This window comes from Microbacterium croceum (assembly GCF_023091245.1).
Classification (GTDB): domain Bacteria; phylum Actinomycetota; class Actinomycetes; order Actinomycetales; family Microbacteriaceae; genus Microbacterium; species Microbacterium croceum.
This window is the reverse complement of the sequence record NZ_JAHWXN010000001.1, coordinates 1,712,778-1,735,009: the sequence shown is the minus strand read 5'-3', so window position 1 is coordinate 1,735,009 and position 22,232 is coordinate 1,712,778. Positions and strand designations below refer to the sequence as shown.

The window sequence follows — 22,232 nt, the reverse complement described above, 5'->3', positions numbered from 1 at the left end:
CCTGCGGAATCACTGAGCTTCCCGCTCTGCAGCTGGTCCGCTGGCCGGGTGGGCAGACCGGTCAGCGTCGATTCCACTCGTCCACGCATTCAAGATGAGCGCCTGAGCACGAGCGGTCCGACGCAGCGTAACGGTCCCTGCGAACTGCAACCTCCGGCCATCCGTTAGCCCGACAACCAGTGCTCCCGGCTCCAGGGAGCCTCCCACTACCGGCCACCCTAGAACCTAGAGTGCCCCACCGAGGCGTTCCTCAGCCGAGCATCACTCTCGACGAATCCGATCAGTACTGCGCTGAGAACGCGCCGTCGCTCTTGAGCAGCTGCCCCGAGATCCACCGGCCCTCGTCGGAGACCAGGAACTCCACGACCGCAGCCACGTCGGCGGGGCGGCCGAGACGCCCGAGCGGGGTCATGTCGCCGAGGCCGGTGCGCGTCTCGTCGTCCATCCAGCCGGTGTCGATCGGACCGGGATTGAGCACGTTCGCCGAGATCCCCCGCGGGCCGAGCTCGCGCGCCGCCGAGATCACGAGCCGGTCGAGCGCGCCCTTGGAGGCCCCGTACGGCAGGTTGCCCGTGACGTGGTCGCTGGTGAGCGCCAGGATCACGCCGCCGTCGTCGCCCGCCTGCCGCGCGAACGCCGCGATGAGCAGCAGGCTCGCGCGGGCGTTCACCGCGACGTGCAGGTCGAAGCTCTCGGCCGTGGTGTCGAGGATGCCGGACTCCACGTCGTGCGCGTGACTCAGGATCAGCGCCGAGATGGTCCCGTGCTCCCGGTTCACCGCGGCGATCAGCTCTTCCGGGCCGTCGGGAGTGGAGAGGTCGGCCGGGTGGTCGGCGTCGCGCAGGTCGCTGGTGACGACGGTCCAGCCGGCCGCCCGCAGACGAGGAACGATGCCGGCGGCGATGCTGTCGGCGCGCCCGGCACCGGTGATCAGAGCGAGGGGCATGCGGCCACGGTACCGGAGACGGCGGTCCCGGGTCTCGGATCAGTGCCCCGCCCACATCACGACCACGCCCGCGGTCATCGCCCACGACTCGACGGCGAGCAGGCGAGCGGCAGCGCGCTGCGGGTGCGGGCGGAGCCGGTCGGCGACGGTCCAGGCCAGCAGCAGCGCCACCCCGACGGTCGCGGCGACGGCCACGGCGTCGGTGCCCAGATGCGCGCCGTGTGCGGACATGACCTCGACCGGCTCCGCCCCGTGAGCAACCCCTGCGAACGCGCACACCGCCATCACGAGCGATCCCAGCGCACGGTGGCAGCACGCGCGCACGGCGGTCGCGCCGCGCAGCCCGGCCGTGCCGAGCATCGCTGAGACGAGCAGTGCGACTCCTGCGAGCAGAGAGATGCGCGGATCGCCGTCCGCGACGACCATGCCGATCATCGCGAGCGCCATGACGATCACCGACTGGCGCCCCTGCCACGGCACAGAGCGTCCGGCCGCGAGGCAGCATGCGACCGTGATGATCGCACTCGCGACCATCAGCGTCATCGCTGCGGGATCACCCATGGATCGGATTATATTGATCAATCGCTCAAAATAGGTAGACATTCCTCAGAAGCACCGGCCACACCGAGCGGATGCGACAAGATGGGCAGATGCCCCGCATCGTGGACCATGATGAGCGGCGCCGGCAGATCGCCGAGGCGCTGCTCGCCGTCGCGGCCCGTGACGGGCACGAGAGCGTGTCTTCGCGTGCGGTCGCGAAGGAGCTCGGCGTCGCCACCGGCTCACTGTGGCACTACTTCGACGGGTTCGACGACGTGGTGCGCGCCGCCGCCGCCGAGGTCACCCGTCGCACCGACGCCCGCATCGCCGAGGCCACCGTCGGACTGCGCGGCCTCCCCCGCCTGCACGCGCTCATGCGCGAAGTCCTCCCCATCGATGAGCGCACCCGCTCCGAAGCCCGCGTCGTCGTCGGATTCTGGGGCCGCGTCGCCACCCTCGCCGCGACACCGGATGCCGGCGCACCCACCGTCGCCACCTGGCAGGACAGCATCCGCGAGGCACTCGAAGAGGCCGTGACCGACGGCGAGCTCCGCCCCGATACTCCACAGGATGCCGTGATGGCGCTGCTGCGCGCGATCACCTACGGACAGCAGGTGGTCGAGGTCACGGAGCCGCAGCCCGCAGTCGCGCACCTCGCCGTCCTCGACGGCATCCTCGCCCCCTGGCGCGTCTGACAGCACACCTTCTCGCGCCACCGCGCGTCGTCGCGGGGGCGCGATCCGGCTCTTGTGACCCCGGTCGTTCCGTCGTACCATCGTGCCAACCAATTTTATTGAGCGCCCGCTCGAAAACAGTGAGGTCGATGATGTCCCACCACTCACCGCAGCCCGTGTCGATCGATAAGATCGCGGTCCCGCATCCGCTCGACCCGTTGACCGGCGCCGAGATCGCGACAGCCCGCGCGGTGCTCGATGCCGCCGGCCTGCTCACCGAGACGGTGCGCGTACCGATGCTGCTCCCCGATGAGCCGACCAAAGACGAGCTCGCCGCGTGGCAGCCGGGCTCCCCGATCGACCGCCGCATCGATGCGACCCTGCTCGACACCGCCACCGGTGTTGCCACCGAGGTCATCGTCTCGATCTCCCGCGGTGAAGTCGTCCGCACCGAGCGCGTGCCCAACGACGCCCCTCCGTACGGACAGCCGCAGTACCTGTTCGAGGAGTACGAGCGCGCCGAGACCATCGCGAAGGCCTCGCCCGAATGGCAGGCCGCGATGCGACGGCGCGGACTCGAGGAGCACATGGCGCTCGCGTTCTGCGGCCCCCTCGCCCCCGGCTACACGGGTCGTGCCGATGAGGTCGGGAGGCGCGTCATCCGCTCACTCACGTTCCTGAAGTACGACGAGAACGACTCCCCGTGGGCACACCCGGTCGAGGGTCTGATCGTGCACATCGACCTCACCGCGAACGCCGTGATCCGCGTCGAGGATCACGGCGACGTGCCGGTTCCCGCCGGCCACGGCAACTACTACCCCGAAGTCCAGGGTGCGGCGCGCACCACCCTCAAGCCCATCGAGATCACGCAGCCCGAGGGTCCGAGCTTCGCCGTCACCGGCTCGCTCGTGGAATGGGAGGGCTGGTCGATGCGCGTCGACTTCAACGCTCGCGAAGGCCTGGTGCTGCACGACGTCTCGTTCGGCGGACGCTCGGTGCTGAGCCGCGCGAGCGTGCCCGAGATGGTCGTTCCCTACGGCGACACCGCCCCCGGCCGCTTCTGGATCAGCTACTTCGACGCCGGCGAATACCTGCTGGGCAAGAACGCCAACCACCTGGAGCTCGGCTGCGACTGCCTGGGCGTCATCCGCTACCTCGACGGCTACGTCGCCGACGACCACGGCCACCCGGTGCGCATCCCCAACGTGATCTGCATGCACGAGGAGGACTACGGCATCCTCTGGAAGCACACCGATCTGGCCGGACGCGCCGATGTGCGCCGCTCGCGCCGCTTCGTGGTGTCGTACTTCTCCACGATCGGCAACTACGACTACGGCTTCTACTGGCACTTCTACCTGGACGGATCGATCGAGGTCGTCGCGAAGGCCACCGGCATCGTGTTCGCCGCCGCCGGAGAACCGGGTGTCCGCCAGAAGCACGCGACCGAACTCGCCCCCGGCGTCTTCGCCCCCGTGCACCAGCACCTCTTCTGCGCACGTCTCGACGTCGCGATCGACGGCGAGGACAACCGCCTGGTCGAGGTCGACGCCCAGCGCGTGCCGATGGGCCCGGACAACCCGTTCGGCAACGCGTTCACCTGGTCGGAGACCACCCTCGCCACGGAGTCGGAGGCGCAGCGCGAAGCCGACAGCGCGGTGGCGCGTGTCTGGGAGGTGCAGAGCGCCTCGCGCACCAACCGCGTCGGCCGCCCGACCGCCTACCACCTGGTACCGGAGCCGACCGCACTGCTCATGGCCGACCCGGCCTCCTCTGTCGCTGCACGCGCGGCGTTCGCCACCAAGCACCTCTGGGCGACGAAGCACGAACAGGGACAGATCTGGCCGGCCGGACGCTACCCCAACGCCCATCAAGGCGGCGCAGGCCTGCCCGAGTACACCGCGGGCGACCGGTCGATCGACGGCGAGGACATCGTGCTGTGGCACACCTTCGGCCTCACGCATTTCCCTCGCCCGGAGGACTGGCCGATCATGCCCGTCGACTACGCCGGCTTCTGGTTCAAGCCCTACGGCTTCCTCGACCAGAACCCCGCGATGGACGTCCCCGAGTCCTCACAGGCGCATGCATCCGCGACGTCAGACGGATGCTGCGGCGGAGGGAGCACCTGCGCCTGCGGCCACTGACCGCAGGTGCAAGCGCTCAGGACAGCGCGGTGATCGCGTCGCGCAGGATGCCGTCGGCGTCGGCGAGAGCGGATGCCGACGCGTCCGCCGTCGCGCCGGTCGCCAGCATCAGCACGGCGAGCTTGACCGATCCCCGGGCGGATGCCAGTGCATCAGCGGCCTCGTCGACCCCGACGCCCGCGAGCTGCGCGACCGTGCGGATCGACCGCGCGTGCAGCTTCTCGTTCGTCGCCTGCAGGTCGACCATCACTCCGCGATAGGTCTTGCCGAGCTTGATCATCGAGAGCGTGGTCAGCATGTTGACCACGAGCTTCTGCGCGGTGCCGGACTTCAGGCGGGTCGACCCGGAGATGAACTCGGGACCCGTGACGACCTCGATCGCGATCTCGGCCGCCGCACCGATCGCGGAGTCCGCGTTCGAGGCGATCGCGACCGTCAGGGCGCCGACGCTGCGCGCGTAGTCGAGTCCGCCGACGACGTAGGGCGTGCGGCCTGATGCCGAGATCCCCACGACCGTGTCGCACTCGGCGAGCGCGAGTTCGCGCAGCGAGGCCTCGGCCGCGTCTGCGTCGTCCTCGGCGTTCTCGACGGCAGAGCGGATGGCGGTCTCACCGCCCGCGATCAGCCCGATCACCATCGAGGGATCGGTGCCGAAGGTCGGAGGGCACTCGCTCGCATCGAGCACGCCGATACGGCCGGCGGTACCTGCGCCGATGTAGATCAGCCGCCCGCCCCGACGGAAGCGCGCGGTGATGCCGTCGACTGCGGCCGCGATCTCAGCGGTGCGCTCGGCGACGGCCAGCGGGACGCGCGCGTCTTCCGCGTTCATCCGCTGCACCAGCTCGACGGTGCCGAACAGATCGAGGTCGCCGCGCTCGGTGGTCGATGCCTCCGTACCGAGTCCTTCGAGCACGGAGAGGAGAGCGGTCAGGCGGGTGTCATCATTCAGCGCATCATCATTCAGCACGGTGCACGTACCTTTCGTGGGGGAGGTCGGTGCGGCGCGCGAGGAGCGATGCACCCTCCAGCGCGTCGCCGGCGGCAGGTACGCTACGGCGCGGCGCCGAATCGGATGGTGCCGCCTGAAGTGCGGCGACGAGGACGGAACGGAACCAGTCGTGGTCGGTGAGTCCGCCGTGCAGCACCACCTCGAGTGTGCGCGACGAGGCGGCGACGGCGGAGGCGGCGAGCAGACGCGCGGCTTCCGTGGCGATCTCGCCGGCGACCGGGTCACCGTCTGCCGCGGCATCCAGTACGAGCGGCGCAAGCGTCGCCAGGCGACGGGCAAGAGGTTCGGGCTGCGCGAGCCAGGCGGGAACCTCGGAGGCGACGCCGACGCGGTCCGCGATCGCCGCGGTGAGCACTGTATCGGAAGACAGGCCGGCGGAGTGGCGCAGCACAGCGCGCAACGCCTCGCGTCCGAGCCACGACCCGCTGCCGAAGTCTCCGAGCTCCGGGCCCCACCCGTCGACCAGTCGCACGCCGTCCGCGTCGACGCCGAGGGCAGCGGCTCCCGTACCGGCGATGAGCAGCACGCCTTCGCCACCGTCGAGCGCACCGGCGTGCGCGGTCACGACATCGGAGGCGACGGCGACCCTGGCGCCGGTCGATGCGGCGAGCGCGGCGGCGAGCTCCTGCGCCGCAGACGGTGCCGCCCAGGCACCCGCGGCGCCGATGCCGAGCAGCGGGATGTCACCGTCGATGCGGTCGAGCAGGGGGCGGATCGCCGCGAGCGCCGCGGCGATTCCCCCGGTCGCCGCCAGGCCGGGCGCACCGACGCCGTCATGACGCGTACCATCGACGGCGACGCGGCAACGGGATTTGCCGAGGTCGATCGCGACGACCCGGTGCGGAGAACTCATGTAAATAGTCTACGCATCGCCGCGCATCCATGAAACAATTGTCCATCCAGCCGGTGTCTTGGCCGCTGCCATCAGAAGTGCGCACGGATGCGGAACGCAAGACGCCCTGCGCGAGATCACAAGGAGAGGTATGAGCGTCCAGACGACCATAGCGAACGCAGCCGAGACTCTCCCCCCTTCGCTCGCGCGGATCGCCCGGGTGATCCGCGACAACCCGACGACCGCGGTCGAGAGCACCATCTCCGAGTTGGCCGCGCTGTGCGACACCTCGGTCGCGTCGGTCGTGCGCTTCTGCCGGGCGATCGGCCTACGCGGGTACGCGGCGCTGCGCATGGCCCTCGCCACCGAGCTCGGTCGCGAATCCGTGCAGTTCAGTGCGCCGTCCGGGTTCGGTTCGGAGATCGCGGTGGGCGACTCACTCAGGGAAGCGGTCGGAAAGGTCGCGGCTCTCGAACTGCTCGCGATCGAGGAGACCGTCGCCAACCTCGACTACGGGGTACTTGCCACCGCGGTGGAGGCCATCGACCACGCGAACCGGATCCTGCTGTTCGGTGTCGGTGCAAGCCGGCTGGTCGCCGACGATCTGGGTCACAAGCTGCTCCGGATCGGACGCACAGCGATCGTGCTCTCCGACGCCCATGAGGCCAGTGCAGCCGCCGCACTGGGCGCCAAGAAGACGGTCGCGATCGGCTTCTCGAACTCGGGGACGACCAGTGAGACCGTGCAGTTCCTGCAGACAGCGCGTTCAGCAGGCACGACCACGATCGGTGTCACGAGTGCGGCGGACTCCGCACTCGCAGCGGTCGCCGACCACGTGCTGTTCACCCACGCGCGCGAATCGCGCTTCCGCGCCGGCGCCATGGTCAGCCGGATCGCGCAGCTCGCCCTGGTCGACTGCCTCTTCGTCGGGGTTGCGCAGCAGCGTCACGCGCACACCGTGCATGCCCTGCAGCGCACGGCCGATGCCGCTCAGGCGCTCCGCCGCGACTGAGCCGTCGCCCGGTGCCGTCGCCTCCCGATCAGGCGATGGCCTTCTGCTCGCGCTCCCCCACCGGCCGTGATGCGACCGAACCTGCAGTGCGGAGGAACACGATGATCCAGCTGAAGATCAGGATCGCCGCGATCAGCTCGACCGCCGTGAGGTTGTAGTAGCCGACGGCGAAGAAGGCGGCGAGCAGGATGATGACCAGCACGTACGCCCAGCCGAACACCACGAACACCCGTGGGATCGTGCGCACGAACCACGGCAGTCCGATCACGACCACGGCGAACACCACGGTCATCCCGGTGGCGACCGTGTTGTGCACCAGGAAGAACTCGTCCACGGGGAAGATGCCGACGCAGGCCAGGAAGATCCCCATCAGGATCAGACCTCCGCGCACGATGAAGCGACCGCGGCGGTCGTCGGGTGCGGTGGCCGGGAGCCCCGCCGTGGCATAGCGCGCGATCGTCGTGACCATCACTCCGGCGATGACGAGGGTGGCGTTGAAGGCGAGCGAGGCGCTGTTCGAGCTCATCCCGAGCGCCGACAGGTTGTCGCGCCACCAGTGCGGATCGTTCGAGGCGAGCATGCTCGCGAAGGCACCGACCACGAGGAACACGGCGAGCACGAGTGAGAGCACCATCGGCGTGAGCGCGACGCTGCTGAGGAATGACACGTAGGCCGTGAGCGCAAAGGCCACCCCGACCAGCACCGCACCGGGGAACGGGTAGACCGGCGCATCCGTGAAGCTGCTCTCGAGGAGCTTGGCGACGCCGAGCCAGCCGAGGTACGCGATCGCGGCATGCGCGAATGCGATCGCCGCGAGGTCGTACCAGCGCAGGCGGTCGCCCGGCACGCTGAAGCCATCGCGCACGGCATCCGGAGCGCGCTCCTCGGGACGCACGGCCCAACGTCCGAGCACGAACGCGACCGCGGCAGTGACTGCTCCCCCGTAGGCCGCGAAGGCGCCGATGGATCCGCTGCCGCTGATCGCCATCTCATGACCCCAGAACACCGGCCAGCCGATCGCCACGCCGATCACCAGGAATGCAGCGCCCACGATCAGCGCGGTCGCCTCGAACACGGCATCCGCCGTCTCCGGTCCCCGCAGCTGCCGCAGCACCTGCCTGGCCCACTCCCCGAAAGCTCTCATGGCCCACCCTTCCGATCCACATCCTAGAAGTCGCCCCGCTCGGACGCCCCCGGTGATACCATCGCGGAACGGATCGTATACAACGTCGTCGTTCCACCATCCCGAGGTGATCAGTCATGAACGGTGCACCCGCTGCCCCCGCCGAATCGGTATCCACTCTTGTCGCCCGCAACATCAGTGAGTTCCGTGCCGCTGTCTCCGAGTCCTTCGTGCCGCTGCAGGTGTCCAGCGGCGGGCCCGACCATTTCCGCGGAGTGATCCGCGGCGCATCGGTCGACGAGGTCCACGTGACAGAGGTGCGGGCGACCTCCCACGTCGTCGAGCGCACCCCCGAGCTCATCGCCCGCGGCGACCGCTCGTACTTCAAGGTGAGCCTGATGCTCGCCGGCACCGGGCTGCTGATCCAGGACGACCGCGAGGCCGTGCTGCAGGCCGGCGATCTCGCCGTCTACGACACCGACCGCCCCTATTCCCTCGTGTTCGACGAGGACTTCCGCACCATGGTCGTGATGTTCCCGAAGCACCTGATCAGCCTGCCCTCCGACATGATCGGCCAGCTCACCGCGGTGCGCATCTCGGGCCACGAAGGCCTCGGCGGCATGGTCGTGCCGTATCTCACGCAGCTGGCCGGCAATCTCGATCAGCTCGCCGGCACCACTGGCGCACGACTCGCCCACAGCGCGCTCGATCTGGTGACGACCGTGTTCACCCGCGAACTCGGACTCGACGAGGTCTCGGGCGATCCGCACCGCGCCCTCGTGCAGCGCATCCGCGCCTACATCGATCGCAATCTCGCGTCGACCGACCTCGGCCCCGCGTCGATCGCCTCCGCGCACTTCATCTCGACGAGGCACCTGCACGGCCTCTTCCAGGAGCAGGGTGTGACGGTGTCGACCTGGATCCGCACGCGGCGACTGGAGCGGTGCCGCCGCGATCTGCTCGACCCCATGCTCGCCGATCGGCCCGTCGCGGCGATCGCCGCACGCTGGGGCTTCGTCGATGCCGCACACTTCAGCCGCGCCTTCAAGTCGGCGTTCGGGGTCTCCCCCAGCGAGTACCGCGCCGCCCGCTGACATCACCATCGCGCTGAGATCGCCGTCCCACGGGGGCATCACCGGCTGTCGTGACGCGGCTCGACCACGCGCGCCAGATGCAGGAGAACGCGCGGCCTGCGGGACCAATCTCCCGAGGATGGTCCTGCATGCCGCGACTTCTCCTGCATGTCGTGCGACGTGACGCCGCATCCATGCGGGTTAGCCTGAGGAGGTGACCCAGACCATCAATGCCCGCGCCGTCCTGCTCGACATGGACGGCACACTCGTCGACTCGACTGCCGTGGTCGAGCGGCTCTGGCTGGCGTGGGCCGAGCCGCACGGGATCGACCCGGCGACCGTGCTGAGCGTGGTCCACGGACGCCAGGGGCACCAGAGCATGGCGATCATGCTCCCTGAACGCGATCACGCCATCAATCTGCGCGAAAACGACCTCATGCTGGCCACCGAGGCGAGCGACGTCGACGGTGTCGTGACGATCCCGGGGGCCGGCGCGGTGCTCGACGCACTGCAGCCCTTCCCGCACGCGATCGTCACCTCGGCGAACGTGGCGCTGATGACCGCACGTATGCAGGCGGCCGGTCTCGCCGTGCCCGGCATCACCGTCACGGCCGAGAACGTGTCGGCGTCGAAGCCAGACCCGGAGGGGTTCCTGCTCGGGGCGCAGCTGCTCGGCGTCGACCCCGCCGACTGCGTGGTGTTCGAGGACTCGGGCGCCGGCATCCAGGCGGGCCTCGCTGCGGGCATGCGGGTGCTCGGGGTCGGACCGCACGCCGGTGCGCACAACCCGACCTACCGCGTGGACGACCTCACGCAGGTCGCCGTGGTTCCCCGCAGCGACGGGTTCGCACTCGCGATCGGCTGAGCCACGCCACTACATCCCGGCGTGGTCGAAGGCGATGGTCGGCACATCCACGACGTGCGATCCGCCATCTGCCACGATCACTGCCCCGGTGACGTACGACGACTCCCCCGACCCCAGGAAGCGCACCACCGAGGCGATCTCGGCCGGACGTGCCGGACGCCGCAGCGGCACATCTGCGGTGACCGTCGCGTAGGCCTCCTCGCGCGAGTCGAGCCCGGCGTGCGAGGCGAACTCGTCCATCTCCTCATCGGCCATCGGCGTCTGCACCCAGCCGGGGCAGACCGCGTTCACGCGGACCCCGTGGCGGCCGTAGTCCCGCGCGAGCGTGCGGGTGAGTCCGATCAGGGCGTGCTTGCCGACCGTATAGCCCGCGACCGAGGGGCCGGCGAACAGCCCGGCGAGCGACGACACGATCACGATCTGCCCCTTGGACTCGAGCAGCGCGGGCAGCGACTCCCTGGCCATGACGAAGGCTGTCGTGAGGTTCGCACGGATCGCGGCGTCCCATCCCGCATCGTCGGTGTCGGCGACCGGCGAGAAGCCGTGCCCTCCGGCGTTGGCGACGAGCACGTCGATGCGCCCGAAAGTCGCCAGCACCTCGGCGACGGCGGCTTTCGCGGATGCCGAGTCAGCCGCATCCGCGACGACAGGGTGCGCGCCCACGGCGCGCTCGACGGCCTGCAACGGCTCCGGTCGCCGACCGACCACCACGACGTGCGCGCCCTCTGACGCGTAGCGCTCGGCGATAGCGGCGCCGATGCCCGTGCCTCCTCCGGTGATGACGATGACGCGTCCGGAGACCGTCGATCCGACCGCAAGTCCCATGTCTGCTCCTTGTATTGTTCTTCCGCGTCTGCGCGGGGGTCGAGGGGGTCGTTGTCGGCTAGGCCGGGAATCCGGATCGCGCGCTGAATCCGAAGTCGCTGAGGAGCGTGGTGCCGGAGATCGCCCGGCTGCGTGGGGACACCAGGTAGACCACGTGCGCGGCGACCTCGTCCGCCGACTGCACGGGGAACGCGGGTGCGTCGAATGCCTCGGCGCCGAGGTCTCCGCGGCTCATCGGGGTGTCGACGATCGATGGGGCCACGGTGTTCACCCTGATGCCGGTACCGCCGAGGTCGACCGACAGTGCGCGGGCGAACTGCACCAGCGCGGCCTTCGATGCGGCATAAGGTGCCATGCCCGGTGAGGCGACGAACGCCGAGTCGCTGGAGAGCAGCACCACGGATGCCGAGGCTGCCGCACGCAGGGCCGGAAGCGCCTGCCGGAGCACGAGGAACGCGGCGGTGACGTTCACCGCGAACACGGCGTTCCACTCGGCGAGCGCGGTCTGCTCGATCCCCCGGCCGACCGGCCCGGAGATCCCCGCGCAGCACACCACGGCGTCCAGGTGCCCGAGCTCGGCGATCGCGGCATCGACGGCGCCCTGCACATCCTCTTCGGCGGTGAGGTCGACGACGAACGGCAGCACGTCAGCACCGCCCTGTGCGCGCACGGCCGCAGCCGTCTGCTCCAGCGCCGGCGCATCCCGATCCAGCAGTGCGACACGTACCCCCTCTGCGGCGAGCGCGAGCGCGGTCGCCCGGCCGATGCCGCTGGCGGCGCCCGTGAGGAGGGCGGTCGTACCGGTGAGGTGGAGGTCCATCGTGTCCTTCGACCGCCACGCCCGCGCCGGAATGACGCGTGGGGAGGACGGCGGTGTCTTCTCCGTCATCCTGCTCCTCGGTCCGGCCGCGGCGAGCGGGCACATGCGGGCTGTGCGCGCTGACACCATCGTCTTTCGCTCAGGGTCAAGCGCGGTCACCCCGGCACGAGCAGACTCGCTCTATCGACGATCCCCCTCGTCGTCGATGCCGTGCACGCACGGCCGTCACCGAGCAAAGGAGCCGCCGTGGCAGACCCGACAGCTGCGTCCGCGACGCAGAACCACACTTCCCTCCGGCCGGGCGCCCTCGGCGTCGCCGGCATCGTCTTCCTCGTGCTGGCGGCGGTCGCACCGCTGACGGGCATCGTCGTCGTGGCGTCGCTCGCGATCGCGCTGGGCAACGGCGGCGGCACTCCGATGTCGTTCTTCCTGGTCGCGGCGATCCTGCTGCTGTTCGCGGTCGGCTACGCGCAGATGTCGAAGCAGCTGGTGAATGCCGGAGGGTTCTACGCCTTCGTCGTGAAGGGACTCGGCCGCACCGGCGGACTGATCGCCGGGCTCATCGCCACGCTCGGCTACAACTTCTTCGTGGTCGGCACGATCGGTACCAGCGGCTTCTTCATGCAGACGATCATCCGCGACCTCACCGGCCTCGACGTGCACTGGCTCGTCTGGGGTCTGCTCTCGATCATCGTGTGCTTCGTGCTGGCCCGCGTCGGCGTCGACTTCAGCTCGAAGGTGCTGGGGGTCTGCCTCGTGCTCGAAGTGCTCATGCTGGTCGTGTTCGACGTCTCGGTGCTCGTACAGACCGGCTACGACCTGGGCGCGTTCAGTCCTGAGGCCGTGTTCTCGGGCTCCCTCCCCATCGGACTGCTCCTCGCGGCGACCGGATTCCTCGGATTCGAGGCGACCGCGCTGTTCAGCGAAGAGGCCAAGCAGCCGCTGCGCACGATCCCACGGGCGACCTACACCTCGATCATCGCGATCGGCATCATCCTCGGCGTCACGACCTGGGCGGTGGTGAGCGCGACCGGGGTGGCGCAGGCGCAGGCGACCGCGCTCGAACACCTGCCCACGGGCGATCTGATCTTCACGCTCTCTCAGCAGTACCTGGGCGGACCGCTCACGACCGTGATGATGGTGCTGCTCCTGGTGAGCCTGTTCGCCGCGATGCTGGCGTTCCACAACTCGGCCACCCGCTACCTCTACTCGCTCGGACGGGCACGGATCCTGCCCCAGTCACTCGCCCGCACCCGGTCCAACGGCGCCCCGCAGCTCGCCGGGATCGTACAGGCGTCGTTCGCCGGCATCGTCGCGATCATCTTCGCGATCGCCGGTGCCGACCCGATCGTGACGCTTGTGCCCGCCATGCTCGGCTTCGGCACCTTGAGCGTGCTGATCCTGCAGGGGCTGGCCGCTATCTCGATCGTCGTCCACTTCCGCCGTGCCCATGACCCGCGCTGGTGGAGCACATTCATCGCGCCGGGCATCGGCTTCCTCGGCATCGCCGCGATCTCGGTACTCGCGATCGTGAACTTCAACATCGTCGCCGGGTCCGAAGAGCTCGCGATCCGGTTGATGCCGCTGCTGCTCGTGCTGGCCGTGATCGGCGGCATCGTCTACGGCGTCTACCTGCAGCGCGCGAAGCCGGCCGTGTACGAAGGTCTCTCCTCCGACCTGGAGCAGTTCAGCAACCGCTGACGCTCCCCGCATCCCACCCCGCCGACCTCTCCGTCTTCTCCGACCTCTCCGTCTTCTCCGACCGAAGGAACCACGCATGACCACGCTGAACCCCGCCGACACGTCCACCTGGCTCCCACTCGAGGGCCTCGCGCCCGGCTTCGACGCCAACAAGGCACCGCACAGCACCGCGCTCAGCGGTCGCGAGATCGCGGTCGTCGACGCCAGAGGCACACGGATCGTGCACCGCTTCTCCGACACGACGGTCGCCTGGGAGTATCAGCCCGGCGCCGAGGATCCGACGGGGGCCGCCGCCGACACCGACGACTACGAGGCCTTCGAGGTCGACGAGGACCTGTACTTCGTGCAGTTCCACCACCGCTACCTGCCGAACGAAGCCGTCTCGCTCGTGGTCGACCTGCGCCACGGACGCGCACTGGCGATCCTCTCGATCATCCTGCCCGCCCCGGAGAAGGGCCGTACCCGCGTGCAGCACGTCTTCGCGCCGAGCGTGATCGAGGGCGCCGAGGTGTCCGGCAGGGAGGCAGCGCCTGCCACCACGCTCATCGGGCGGCGCGTCGAGTGGGTCTACAGCGCCGAGCACGCCTACGAGCACGTGTACCTGTCTCCACGCTGGTATTCGTGGCAGTGCCTGGCAGGGCCGGAGCGAGGCCTGGCCGACACCGATGAGAACAGCGTGTGGGAGGTGCGCCCCGGAATCTACATCTTCGCGTGGCGCGAGAAGGTCATCCCCTGCGCCTCGGTGACGATCGCCGACCACCGCGACGTGAACGCGATCCGCTCGCACGGTGTGCTGTTCGGGCTCGACGAAACCGGCGAGGTGCCCACGCACTTCACATTCGGTGCGCACGGGCGGCTGCTCTCGACGACACTGCACACGCCGGAGCTCGAGCCCGCCACGTTCGGGGACGCCTGACGCGCCGACGCCGTTCCACCCGGAGCTGTCTCACGAAAGAACCCCGCCTGCACTCGCAGGCGGGGTTTCTGTCGGAGGTTCGTGATGCGGTGTCAGGCCTTCCGGCCAGGACCGGAGATGACCTGGGTGACCGCGACCGACTTGAGCCCCTCGACGCCGAACTCCAAACCGTACCCGGAGCTCTTCACTCCGCCGAACGGCACCATCGGGTGCAGGCCGCCGTGCGAGTTGATCCACACCGTTCCGGACTGCATGCGCGATGCCGCATCCCGCGCTGCCTCGGGGTCGCTCGACCACACCGAGGCGCCGAGGCCCACGTCGACTGCGTTCGCGAGCGCGAACGCCTCATCGACATCGCTGTAGCGGATCACGGGCAGCGCGGGACCGAACTGCTCCTCCTGCACCAGGGCCGCGTCGTTCTCGATATCGGCGACGATCGTCGGACGGTAGAACAGCTCACCCAATTCGGGAGCGGCTTCGCCACCGGTCGCGATGCGCGCGCCGCGGCTCTTGGCGTCGTCGACCAGGCGACTGACGATGTCGAACTGCGCGCGGTTCTGCAGCGGCCCGAGCACATTGTCCTCGTCGAGGCCATTGCCGATCGGAACGGATGCCGCGATCTCCGCGAGCGCGTCGACGACCTCGTCGTACACGGAGTCGTGCACGTAGAGACGCTTGAGCGCGGCGCAGGTCTGCCCGGTGTTGATGAAAGCTCCCCAGAACAGGTCCTGGGCGATGGCGGCGACGTCGGTGCCGGGAAGCACGATGCCCGCGTCGTTACCGCCCAGCTCCAGCGTGAGGCGGGCGAGGTTGCCGGCGGAGCTCTCGACGATGCGACGCCCGGTGGCGGTCGATCCGGTGAACATGATCTTGTCGATGTCGGGGTGCGCCGCCAGACGAGCGCCGACTTCGCGGTCCCCCGAGATGCCGATCAGCACGTCGGCGGGCAGATGCTCGTTCATCACCGCGAGCAGGGCCAGCACGCTCAACGGCGTGTACTCGCTGGGCTTCGCGACGACCGTGTTGCCCATCCGCAGCGAGGGACCGATCTGCCAGATGGTGATCATGAGCGGCCAGTTCCACGGACCGATCGCACCGACGACACCGGCGGCCTTGTAGACGAGCTCGGCGTGCAGGGTCTCATCATCGACAAGCACCTGCGACTCCAGCACGGTGGCGGCGTTCGTGCGCAGCCAGGCGGAGCAGGCGCCGAGCTCGAACCGCGCATTCGGACCGTTCAGGGGCTTGCCCTGTTCGCGCGAGAGGAGGTAGGCGAGCCCCTCGGCATTCGCATCGATCGCATCGGCGACGGCGAGCAGCAGCTCGATCCGCTTCGCATGGCCCAGCGCCTCCCACGCGGGCTGCGCGGCCTTCGCGCGAGCGATGGCGTCGTCGAGCTCGGCGACGGAGTGCACCGGCGCGCGACCGATGACCTCTCGCGTCGCGGCATCCGGGATTTCACGTCCGGCGCCCTGCGGCGCCTGGATGCGGTCGAGCAGCGCAGCAGCTGCGGAGGCGGCGGATTCGGACATCGGGACTCTCCTTCGAGCGGGGTGCGGCCAGCGGGAAGAGACTGGTCTTCTTCTCATTCTCGATCGCACCCTTCCCCCGCACTTGTCGAGGAGCGCGCCGCAGATGTCCCAGTGCGAAGGGATGCTCCAGCACGCAGCAACTCACGGCCCGCGGTTGTCCGGACGCCGCGCTCGCCCAGGGTCTGAGGCGTGCCCACTCGCTGCACCCCTACCGTCTGAGTACGGTGGGCTGCCGGGTCCTACGCGTGAAGGTCGACGATGGTCGTGGTGTGCGCCATCGTCGGTGGGGGTCCCACCAGGTGGGTCCGCGGACGACGGGGAGACCGTTGTCCATGCGGATCTCCCACCCGGACGAGTCCAGGGTGCGGTGGTGGTGCCAGCACAACGTGACACCGTTATCGGTGTGCGTCGGTCCGCCGCGGGAGTGTTCCTGCACGTGATGGATCTCGCACCACGACGCCGGAACATGGCACCCGGGGATCAGGCATTCCGTGTCGCGGAGGGCGATCGCCCGCCGTTGGTGGGTGGTGAAGATGCGGTCCGTGTTCCCGATGCCGATGATGCGACCTTCGGGGTCGAACAGCACCCGTTGGATCGTGCCTCCGCACGCGGTGTGCCGGGCGGCGCCGATCGTGGTCGGCGTGTCGACCCCGTCGATGTGTGCCCACCCGTGCCCGGTGGCGTAGTCCTCCGCGGTCACGGACACGACCAGTGTCGGCGCGGCCCCACCGAGTTTCGGTGTCTCGTCATGACGGGCGGCGATGCCGAGCATCGCCGCCAACGCGTCGTGCTGCCTCTGCGCCCGCGAGCGGGTGTCGACCTGCCCACCCGGATCCCCGGACGGCAACACACCACCATCCCGATCCGCCCTGTCCCGCGCACCCTGCATGTCCCCGGCATCCTCGTCGTCAGACGGCACGAACCGGACCCCCGGCAAGGGAGGCCCGTCGACTTTCGGGTTCAGATACGCGTCCCAGATCCGCTGCAACTGCCCCGCCGTCACCGGCAACAGGTCTCCGCGGATCGGAATCAGCCCGTTCTTCGCCCGACCCAGGATCACCCCACGCCCCCGCATCGCGATCTCCTCCACCGGCTCCGCCCCGTCCGGATCGAGGAACATCACGATCCGTTGCGCGAGGATCCGCAGATCCTCCGGCGTCGCCACCGGCCCGGCGTCCGGACCGTCTGCATGCGCATCCGACACGGCATCGGCGTCGGCGTCGGCGTCGGCGTCGGCGTCGGCGCCGGGCTCAGTGTGGGCGAGCCCGCGCGCCCATGCCGCGAGCTCCGCATCCGCCCGCAGTCGGTCCGCCGCCGGGACATGCCCGCGCGCCTGCTCGATCGGCCCTGTCGCCGCCAACAGCCCGGTGATCCCGACCGCCCCGTCCACCAACGCCGCCCGCAACTGCGGCCACAACGCCGGCAACCAGCCCCCGGAACTGATATCGACCTCGCGGCGCACCAGCCGGGCGGCCTTGACCACCCGCCCCGCACCCGCCGCATCCGTGCGCAGCACCCGCTGCAACAGCTCGCTCATGCTGCGGCACCCGAACTGTCCGCAGAACGCCGGATCACCCGACCCCGCCGGTCGTGCCGGCACCGACGCCACCGTCTCCACCACCAGCGCCTCCACCCGCCGCACCACGTCACCCGCCGCGCGCAACAACTCCAGCTTCTCCGCATCCGACAACCCCGCCACCGTGTCCGGACGCAGCACCCCGTCCAGGTCGCTCACGACCTGATCGAGCACATCCACGGGGTGGTTCATACCCCCATTCAACCGACAGCCACCGACATTCCGCCCTCGCGAATAAGCAGAACACCCCAGATCAGAGGAGTATTCCGGAATATGATCCTGGCTCACTCCCTCTCCACAGGGCCGCCCGGAACCTGACTCTCCACAGGACCCGGACAGACACCTGCAAGCCACCCACCCGACACGCGAACCTGTCACACGAGAGCCCCGAATGCACGGCATCCGTCCGAGTGCACGGCTTATCCGCGGCCACAACCCGTGCACTCGGCAACAACCCGCGCACTCGGCACCAACGCAACAGCGCAACACCCTCACGCCCGGGTGAAGTCCTCGAAGATCAGGATCGTGCGGGTCGAACGGATCGACGGGATGGCCTGGATGTCTTCCAGCACGATGCGGCGCAGGTCGCGGGCGTCGCTGGCGCGCACCAGCAGGATCACGTCGTAGTCCCCTCCGACCAATGCCATGTGCTCGATCTCGGGGATGGCGCGTAGCCGGGCGCTCACGTCCTGCCATGTCGCCTGTTCGATCGCGAGGGTCACGTAGGCGCTGGCGTGGTGACCGAGCAGCACGGGATCCGTACGCACCGAGTACCCGGTGATGACCCCGGCATCCGTGAGCCTCTTGATGCGCGCGTGCGCGCCGGCGCGCGAGATGTGCACAGCATCCGCGATCGCGGTCATCGAGGCGCGCGCATCGCGGCGCAACTCCTCGAGGATCGCGTGGTCGACCTCGTCCAGCACCGCCATGGCAACCCCCTCGTTCTGTCACTGAAGTCTGACACTTCGGCCGCAAAAACAGCAATTCCCGACTGTTCATCCAGTATTCCGTGCTTCCTCTTGGACGACTGTCGCGCGAGAGGCAAGCTTGCCCCATCGAGTTCGGCAAGGAGGGCGAACGGATGCTGCACACAGATCTGCTCCCACGAGACACCCCGGTGCGTCTGATCGACGAGCACGGCACCGCTGTCGCGGATGAGCACTACGCCGTGCCCGACCCCGAGACCCTGATGCGCGCCTACCGCGGCCTGATCGAGGGCCGCCGCATCAACGATCAGGCCGGCGCTCTCGTGCGTCAGGGCCGCCTGGCGGTCTACCCCTCCTCGCACGGACAGGAGGCATGCCAGGTGGGAGCCTCGATGGCGATCGCCGACACCGACTGGATGTTCCCGACCTACCGCGACTCGGTCGCCGTGATCGGCCGGGGTGTCGACCCCGCCGACGCGCTGGTGCTCCTCAAGGGCGATTGGCACTCCGGCTATGACACGCGTGCGCACCGCGTCTCCCCGCAGACCACCCCGCTCGCGACCCAGCTGCTGCACGCGGTCGGGTTCGCGCAGGCCGCGAAGCATCGTGGCGAGGACACGGTCGTGCTCGCGCTCTGCGGCGACGGCGCGACGAGCGAGGGCGACTTCCACGAGGCCATGAACTTCGCCGCCGTGTTCCACGTGCCGGTCGTCTTCTTCGTGCAGAACAATGAGTTCGCGATCTCGGTGCCCCTGTCCCGGCAGACAGCGGCGCCGTCGCTGGCGCACAAGGCGATCGGCTACGGGATGCCAGGCCAGCGGGTCGACGGCAACGACGTCGCCGCCGTGCTGGCCGTGCTCGGCGAGGCCGTCGATCGTGCGCGTGCCGGCGGCGGGCCGTCGCTCGTCGAAGCGCACACCTACCGGATGCAGGCCCACACCAACGCCGATGACGACACCCGCTACCGCGAGCGTGACGAGGTGCAGGCCTGGATGGCACGGGATCCGCTGGTGCGCCTGCGCGCCTACCTCGACGGCATCGGCGCACTCGATGACGAGACCGAGAGGCAGTTCGCCGCCGGCGCCGAGACGATCGCCGCCGCGATGCGCGCCGCCCTCAACACGGATACGGATCTCGACCCGGAAGACCTGTTCCGCTTCGTCACCGAGACGCGCTCCCCCCAGCTGGAGGAGCAATGGACCCTGCTGCGCGGAGAGATCGAGCGCGGACGGCTCGAGACCGCGGAGACCGCATCGACAGCGACCGGAGGACCCCGATGACCATCGCACACGACGACATCCGCATCTCCGGCCGAGCAGAGCGAGAAGTGAGCACGCTCAGCATGGCCGCAGCGCTGAACCTGGCTCTGGCCGATGCGATCGCTGACGACCCCGACGTGGTGGTGTTCGGAGAAGACGTCGGCGCACTCGGCGGGGTGTTCCGCATCACCGACGGACTCACCGCGCGCTTCGGCGAGGACCGCTGCTTCGACACTCCCCTCGCGGAGTCCGGCATCGTCGGCACCGCCGTCGGGATGGCCATGAACGGCATGCGCCCCGTGGTCGAGCTGCAGTTCGATGCGTTCGCGCTCCCCGCCTTCGAGCAGGTGGTCAGTCATGTCGCCAAGCTCGGCAACCGCACGCGGGGCGGGATGCGGGTGCCGATGGTGATCCGCATCCCGTTCGGCGGAGGCATCGGCGGGGTCGAGCATCACTGCGACTCCTCCGAGGCCTACTACGCTCACACGCCGGGGCTCACGGTGATCAGCCCGTCCACTCCGCAGGATGCGTACTCGCTGCTCCGAGCGGCGATCGCCTCGCCCGACCCCGTGATCTTCCTGGAGCCGAAGAAGCTCTATTGGACCAAGGGCGAGGTCGACACCTCGATCCCGGCCACGCTCGGCTCCGCGCGCATCGCCCGCGACGGCACCGATGTCACGCTGCTCGCCTACGGGTCGTCGGTACCGCTGGCGCTGGAGGTCGCCGAGGTCGCCGCCGCCGAAGGGCGCAGCGTGCAGGTCGTCGACGTGCGTTCACTCTCCCCGTTCGACGACGCGACCGTGACTGCGGCGGTGCGCTCCACGGGCCGCGCTGTCGTGATCGCCGAAGCTCCGGGGTACGTGAGCGTCGCGTCGGAGATCCAGGCGCGAGTGTTCGAGCGCTGCTTCGAGTACCTGGAGGCCCCGGTGCGGAAGGTCGCGGGTTTCGATGTGCCCTACGCGCCGCCGAAACTCGAGCACTGGTATCTGCCCGACGTCGACCGTGTCCTCGACGCGATCGACACCCTGCACTGGGATGAGGACGCATGAGCGCGCCGAGCACCACCACGCACGTCTTCCGCCTGCCCGATCTCGGAGAGGGACTGACCGAGGCCGGACTCGTGCAGTGGCTCGTGGCGGTCGGCGACACGATCACGACCGATCAGCCCATCGCCGAGGTCGAGACCGCCAAGAGCGTCGTCGAGCTGCCCTCGCCCTTCGCCGGCACCGTGACGGCGCTGCACGGTGAGGCTGGCGACACGATCGACGTCGGCGCGCCGGTACTCGAGGTGGCGGATGGCGCACCGATGCCTGTCCCTGCGACCGAGGTGGAGCACGAGGCGTACCGCGAAGAGGAACGCGCCGGCTCCGGCAACGTCCTGATCGGCTACGGCACCACGGAGAGCAGGTCGAAGGGACGACGTCGTCGACCTGCAGCCACAGGGATCGGCTCCGGCGCGACCACGACGGTGCAGGGTGCCGCCACTCCCACCGGACCCGCAGCGGATCGACGCCCCGCGGCCGTGCGCTCTCCTCTCGTCCGGCGCCTGGCGCGCGATCTCGGCCTCGACGTGCACCTGATCGCCGCCACCGGTGCCGACGGCGCCATCACTCGCGCCGACGTACTGCGGGCCGCGGTCGACAATGCGGTGGACGGCGCCGCCGCACATCGACGCGACACCGACGCCGCACGCCTGCTCCCGCCCACCGGCGACATCCTCGACGGGCTCACCGTGCGCACGAGAGAGCGGATGTCGCCGCTGCGGCGAGCCGTGAGCGCGAAGCTCGGCCGCAGCCGGAGCGAGATCCCCGAGGCCACGGTCTGGGTCGATGTGGATGCCACCGAGCTGTGGGATCTGCGAGCGCAGATGGCACCGGTCGACGGCAAGGCTCCGTCGGTGACGGCGCTGATCGCCCGCTTCGTGCTGCTCGCCCTCGAGGAGTACCCGGTTCTCGCCTCGCGTCTCAGCGACGACGGCGCCGAGCTCATCTCCTTCGACGGCATCAATCTCGGGGTCGCCGCCGACACCGAGCGCGGCCTCATGGTGCCGGTCATCCCGCGCGCGCATGCCCTCTCGATCGAACAGCTCGACGCGAGTCTGCGCGAGCTCGCCGCGACAGCGCGCTCGGGGTCGATGCCACCCGAACGGCTGCGCGGATCCACGTTCACGCTCAACAACTACGGCGGACTCGGCGTCGACGGCTCCGCCGCGATCATCAATCATCCCGATGTCGCGATCCTCGGGATCGGCCGCATCATCGAACGCCCCTGGGTGGTCGACGGTTCGATCGTCGCCCGACGCATCACCCAGCTCTCCCTGGTGTTCGACCACCGGGTGTGCGACGGCGGCTACGCGGCGGGGTTCCTCCGCCGCGTGACCGAACTCATCGAGCATCCGCTTCGCGCGTTCGGGAGGGTGTGAGCAGCAGTCGCCCGGCGGCGCTCAGCCGACGTCGAGTCGC

20 protein-coding genes are annotated in these 22,232 nt (G+C 69.4%); 10 read left to right on the top strand and 10 right to left on the bottom strand.

Annotated elements, in window-relative coordinates:
- Positions 1-280: 280 nt before the first annotated feature.
- Positions 281-946, bottom strand: coding sequence for an SDR family oxidoreductase (locus KZC51_RS08175; protein WP_247629501.1), 666 nt, complete (start codon positions 944-946; stop codon positions 281-283).
- A 39-nt stretch (positions 947-985) separates the two neighbouring features.
- Entirely contained in the window at positions 986-1,507 is a 522-nt protein-coding gene (locus KZC51_RS08170; RefSeq protein ID WP_247629500.1) for a hypothetical protein, read from the bottom strand.
- 89 nt (positions 1,508-1,596) lie between these two features.
- Here KZC51_RS08170 and KZC51_RS08165 point away from each other — a divergent pair, with 89 nt between their 5' ends.
- Entirely contained in the window at positions 1,597-2,181 is a 585-nt protein-coding gene (locus tag KZC51_RS08165) for a TetR/AcrR family transcriptional regulator (RefSeq protein WP_247629499.1), read from the top strand.
- A 128-nt stretch (positions 2,182-2,309) separates the two neighbouring features.
- Positions 2,310-4,301 (top strand): primary-amine oxidase, encoded by a 1,992-nt coding sequence (locus KZC51_RS08160; RefSeq protein ID WP_247629498.1) that lies wholly within the window; start codon positions 2,310-2,312, stop codon positions 4,299-4,301.
- A 16-nt stretch (positions 4,302-4,317) separates the two neighbouring features.
- Here the strand turns inward: KZC51_RS08160 and murQ are convergent, their stop codons facing one another.
- The gene (murQ, locus tag KZC51_RS08155; protein ID WP_247629497.1) at positions 4,318-5,268 is read right to left on the bottom strand and encodes an N-acetylmuramic acid 6-phosphate etherase; all 951 of its coding nucleotides are present in this window, start codon (positions 5,266-5,268) and stop codon (positions 4,318-4,320) included.
- Complete coding sequence (locus KZC51_RS08150; RefSeq protein ID WP_247629496.1) at positions 5,258-6,163, bottom strand: N-acetylglucosamine kinase; 906 nt, start codon at positions 6,161-6,163, stop codon at positions 5,258-5,260. Before KZC51_RS08150 ends, murQ begins: the two co-directional genes overlap by 11 nt.
- A gap of 130 nt (positions 6,164-6,293) precedes the next feature.
- Between KZC51_RS08150 and KZC51_RS08145 the strand changes: the two genes are divergently transcribed.
- On the top strand, positions 6,294-7,154 hold the full coding sequence (locus KZC51_RS08145) for a MurR/RpiR family transcriptional regulator (protein ID WP_247629495.1): 861 nt from the start codon (positions 6,294-6,296) through the stop codon (positions 7,152-7,154).
- 28 nt (positions 7,155-7,182) lie between these two features.
- On the opposite strand, the gene KZC51_RS08140 is transcribed toward KZC51_RS08145, so the two are convergent.
- Complete coding sequence (locus KZC51_RS08140) at positions 7,183-8,298, bottom strand: DUF998 domain-containing protein (RefSeq protein WP_247629494.1); 1,116 nt, start codon at positions 8,296-8,298, stop codon at positions 7,183-7,185.
- Positions 8,299-8,414: 116 nt separating this feature from the next.
- Here KZC51_RS08140 and KZC51_RS08135 point away from each other — a divergent pair, with 116 nt between their 5' ends.
- Positions 8,415-9,371, top strand: coding sequence for an AraC-like ligand-binding domain-containing protein (locus KZC51_RS08135; RefSeq protein ID WP_247629493.1), 957 nt, complete (start codon positions 8,415-8,417; stop codon positions 9,369-9,371).
- 193 nt (positions 9,372-9,564) lie between these two features.
- Positions 9,565-10,215 (top strand): HAD-IA family hydrolase, encoded by a 651-nt coding sequence (locus KZC51_RS08130; RefSeq protein WP_247629492.1) that lies wholly within the window; start codon positions 9,565-9,567, stop codon positions 10,213-10,215.
- 9 nt (positions 10,216-10,224) lie between these two features.
- On the opposite strand, the gene KZC51_RS08125 is transcribed toward KZC51_RS08130, so the two are convergent.
- Positions 10,225-11,040: an SDR family NAD(P)-dependent oxidoreductase gene (locus KZC51_RS08125; RefSeq protein ID WP_247629491.1), complete on the bottom strand. Its 816-nt coding sequence runs from the start codon at positions 11,038-11,040 to the stop codon at positions 10,225-10,227.
- A 58-nt stretch (positions 11,041-11,098) separates the two neighbouring features.
- Positions 11,099-11,929 carry an SDR family NAD(P)-dependent oxidoreductase gene (locus tag KZC51_RS08120; protein WP_247629490.1) on the bottom strand — a complete coding sequence of 277 codons (831 nt, stop codon included), beginning with the start codon at positions 11,927-11,929 and terminating at the stop codon, positions 11,099-11,101.
- 177 nt (positions 11,930-12,106) lie between these two features.
- Here KZC51_RS08120 and KZC51_RS08115 point away from each other — a divergent pair, with 177 nt between their 5' ends.
- Positions 12,107-13,561, top strand: a complete 1,455-nt coding sequence (locus KZC51_RS08115; RefSeq protein WP_247629489.1) for an APC family permease — start codon at positions 12,107-12,109, stop codon at positions 13,559-13,561.
- A 76-nt stretch (positions 13,562-13,637) separates the two neighbouring features.
- Positions 13,638-14,477, top strand: coding sequence for a molybdenum cofactor biosynthesis F family protein (locus KZC51_RS08110; protein ID WP_247629488.1), 840 nt, complete (start codon positions 13,638-13,640; stop codon positions 14,475-14,477).
- A 92-nt stretch (positions 14,478-14,569) separates the two neighbouring features.
- On the opposite strand, the gene KZC51_RS08105 is transcribed toward KZC51_RS08110, so the two are convergent.
- The 3 genes from KZC51_RS08105 to KZC51_RS08095 all read right to left on the bottom strand — a co-directional run bounded on the left by KZC51_RS08105 (position 14,570) and on the right by KZC51_RS08095 (position 18,514).
- Positions 14,570-16,009, bottom strand: coding sequence for an aldehyde dehydrogenase family protein (locus KZC51_RS08105; protein ID WP_247629487.1), 1,440 nt, complete (start codon positions 16,007-16,009; stop codon positions 14,570-14,572).
- A gap of 208 nt (positions 16,010-16,217) precedes the next feature.
- Positions 16,218-17,777, bottom strand: coding sequence for an HNH endonuclease signature motif containing protein (locus tag KZC51_RS08100; RefSeq protein ID WP_247629486.1), 1,560 nt, complete (start codon positions 17,775-17,777; stop codon positions 16,218-16,220).
- A 299-nt stretch (positions 17,778-18,076) separates the two neighbouring features.
- The gene (locus tag KZC51_RS08095; protein ID WP_247629485.1) at positions 18,077-18,514 is read right to left on the bottom strand and encodes an Lrp/AsnC family transcriptional regulator; all 438 of its coding nucleotides are present in this window, start codon (positions 18,512-18,514) and stop codon (positions 18,077-18,079) included.
- Positions 18,515-18,666: 152 nt separating this feature from the next.
- Between KZC51_RS08095 and pdhA the strand changes: the two genes are divergently transcribed.
- From pdhA to KZC51_RS08080, 3 genes are read left to right on the top strand one after another with little or no spacing between them, the layout of a single operon-like run.
- The gene (gene pdhA / locus KZC51_RS08090; protein WP_247629484.1) at positions 18,667-19,791 is read left to right on the top strand and encodes a pyruvate dehydrogenase (acetyl-transferring) E1 component subunit alpha; all 1,125 of its coding nucleotides are present in this window, start codon (positions 18,667-18,669) and stop codon (positions 19,789-19,791) included.
- On the top strand, positions 19,788-20,819 hold the full coding sequence (locus KZC51_RS08085) for an alpha-ketoacid dehydrogenase subunit beta (RefSeq protein WP_247629483.1): 1,032 nt from the start codon (positions 19,788-19,790) through the stop codon (positions 20,817-20,819). The genes pdhA and KZC51_RS08085 overlap by 4 nt, the downstream gene beginning before the upstream one ends.
- The gene (locus tag KZC51_RS08080; RefSeq protein ID WP_247629482.1) at positions 20,816-22,192 is read left to right on the top strand and encodes a dihydrolipoamide acetyltransferase family protein; all 1,377 of its coding nucleotides are present in this window, start codon (positions 20,816-20,818) and stop codon (positions 22,190-22,192) included. Before KZC51_RS08085 ends, KZC51_RS08080 begins: the two co-directional genes overlap by 4 nt.
- Positions 22,193-22,232 lie beyond the last annotated feature (40 nt).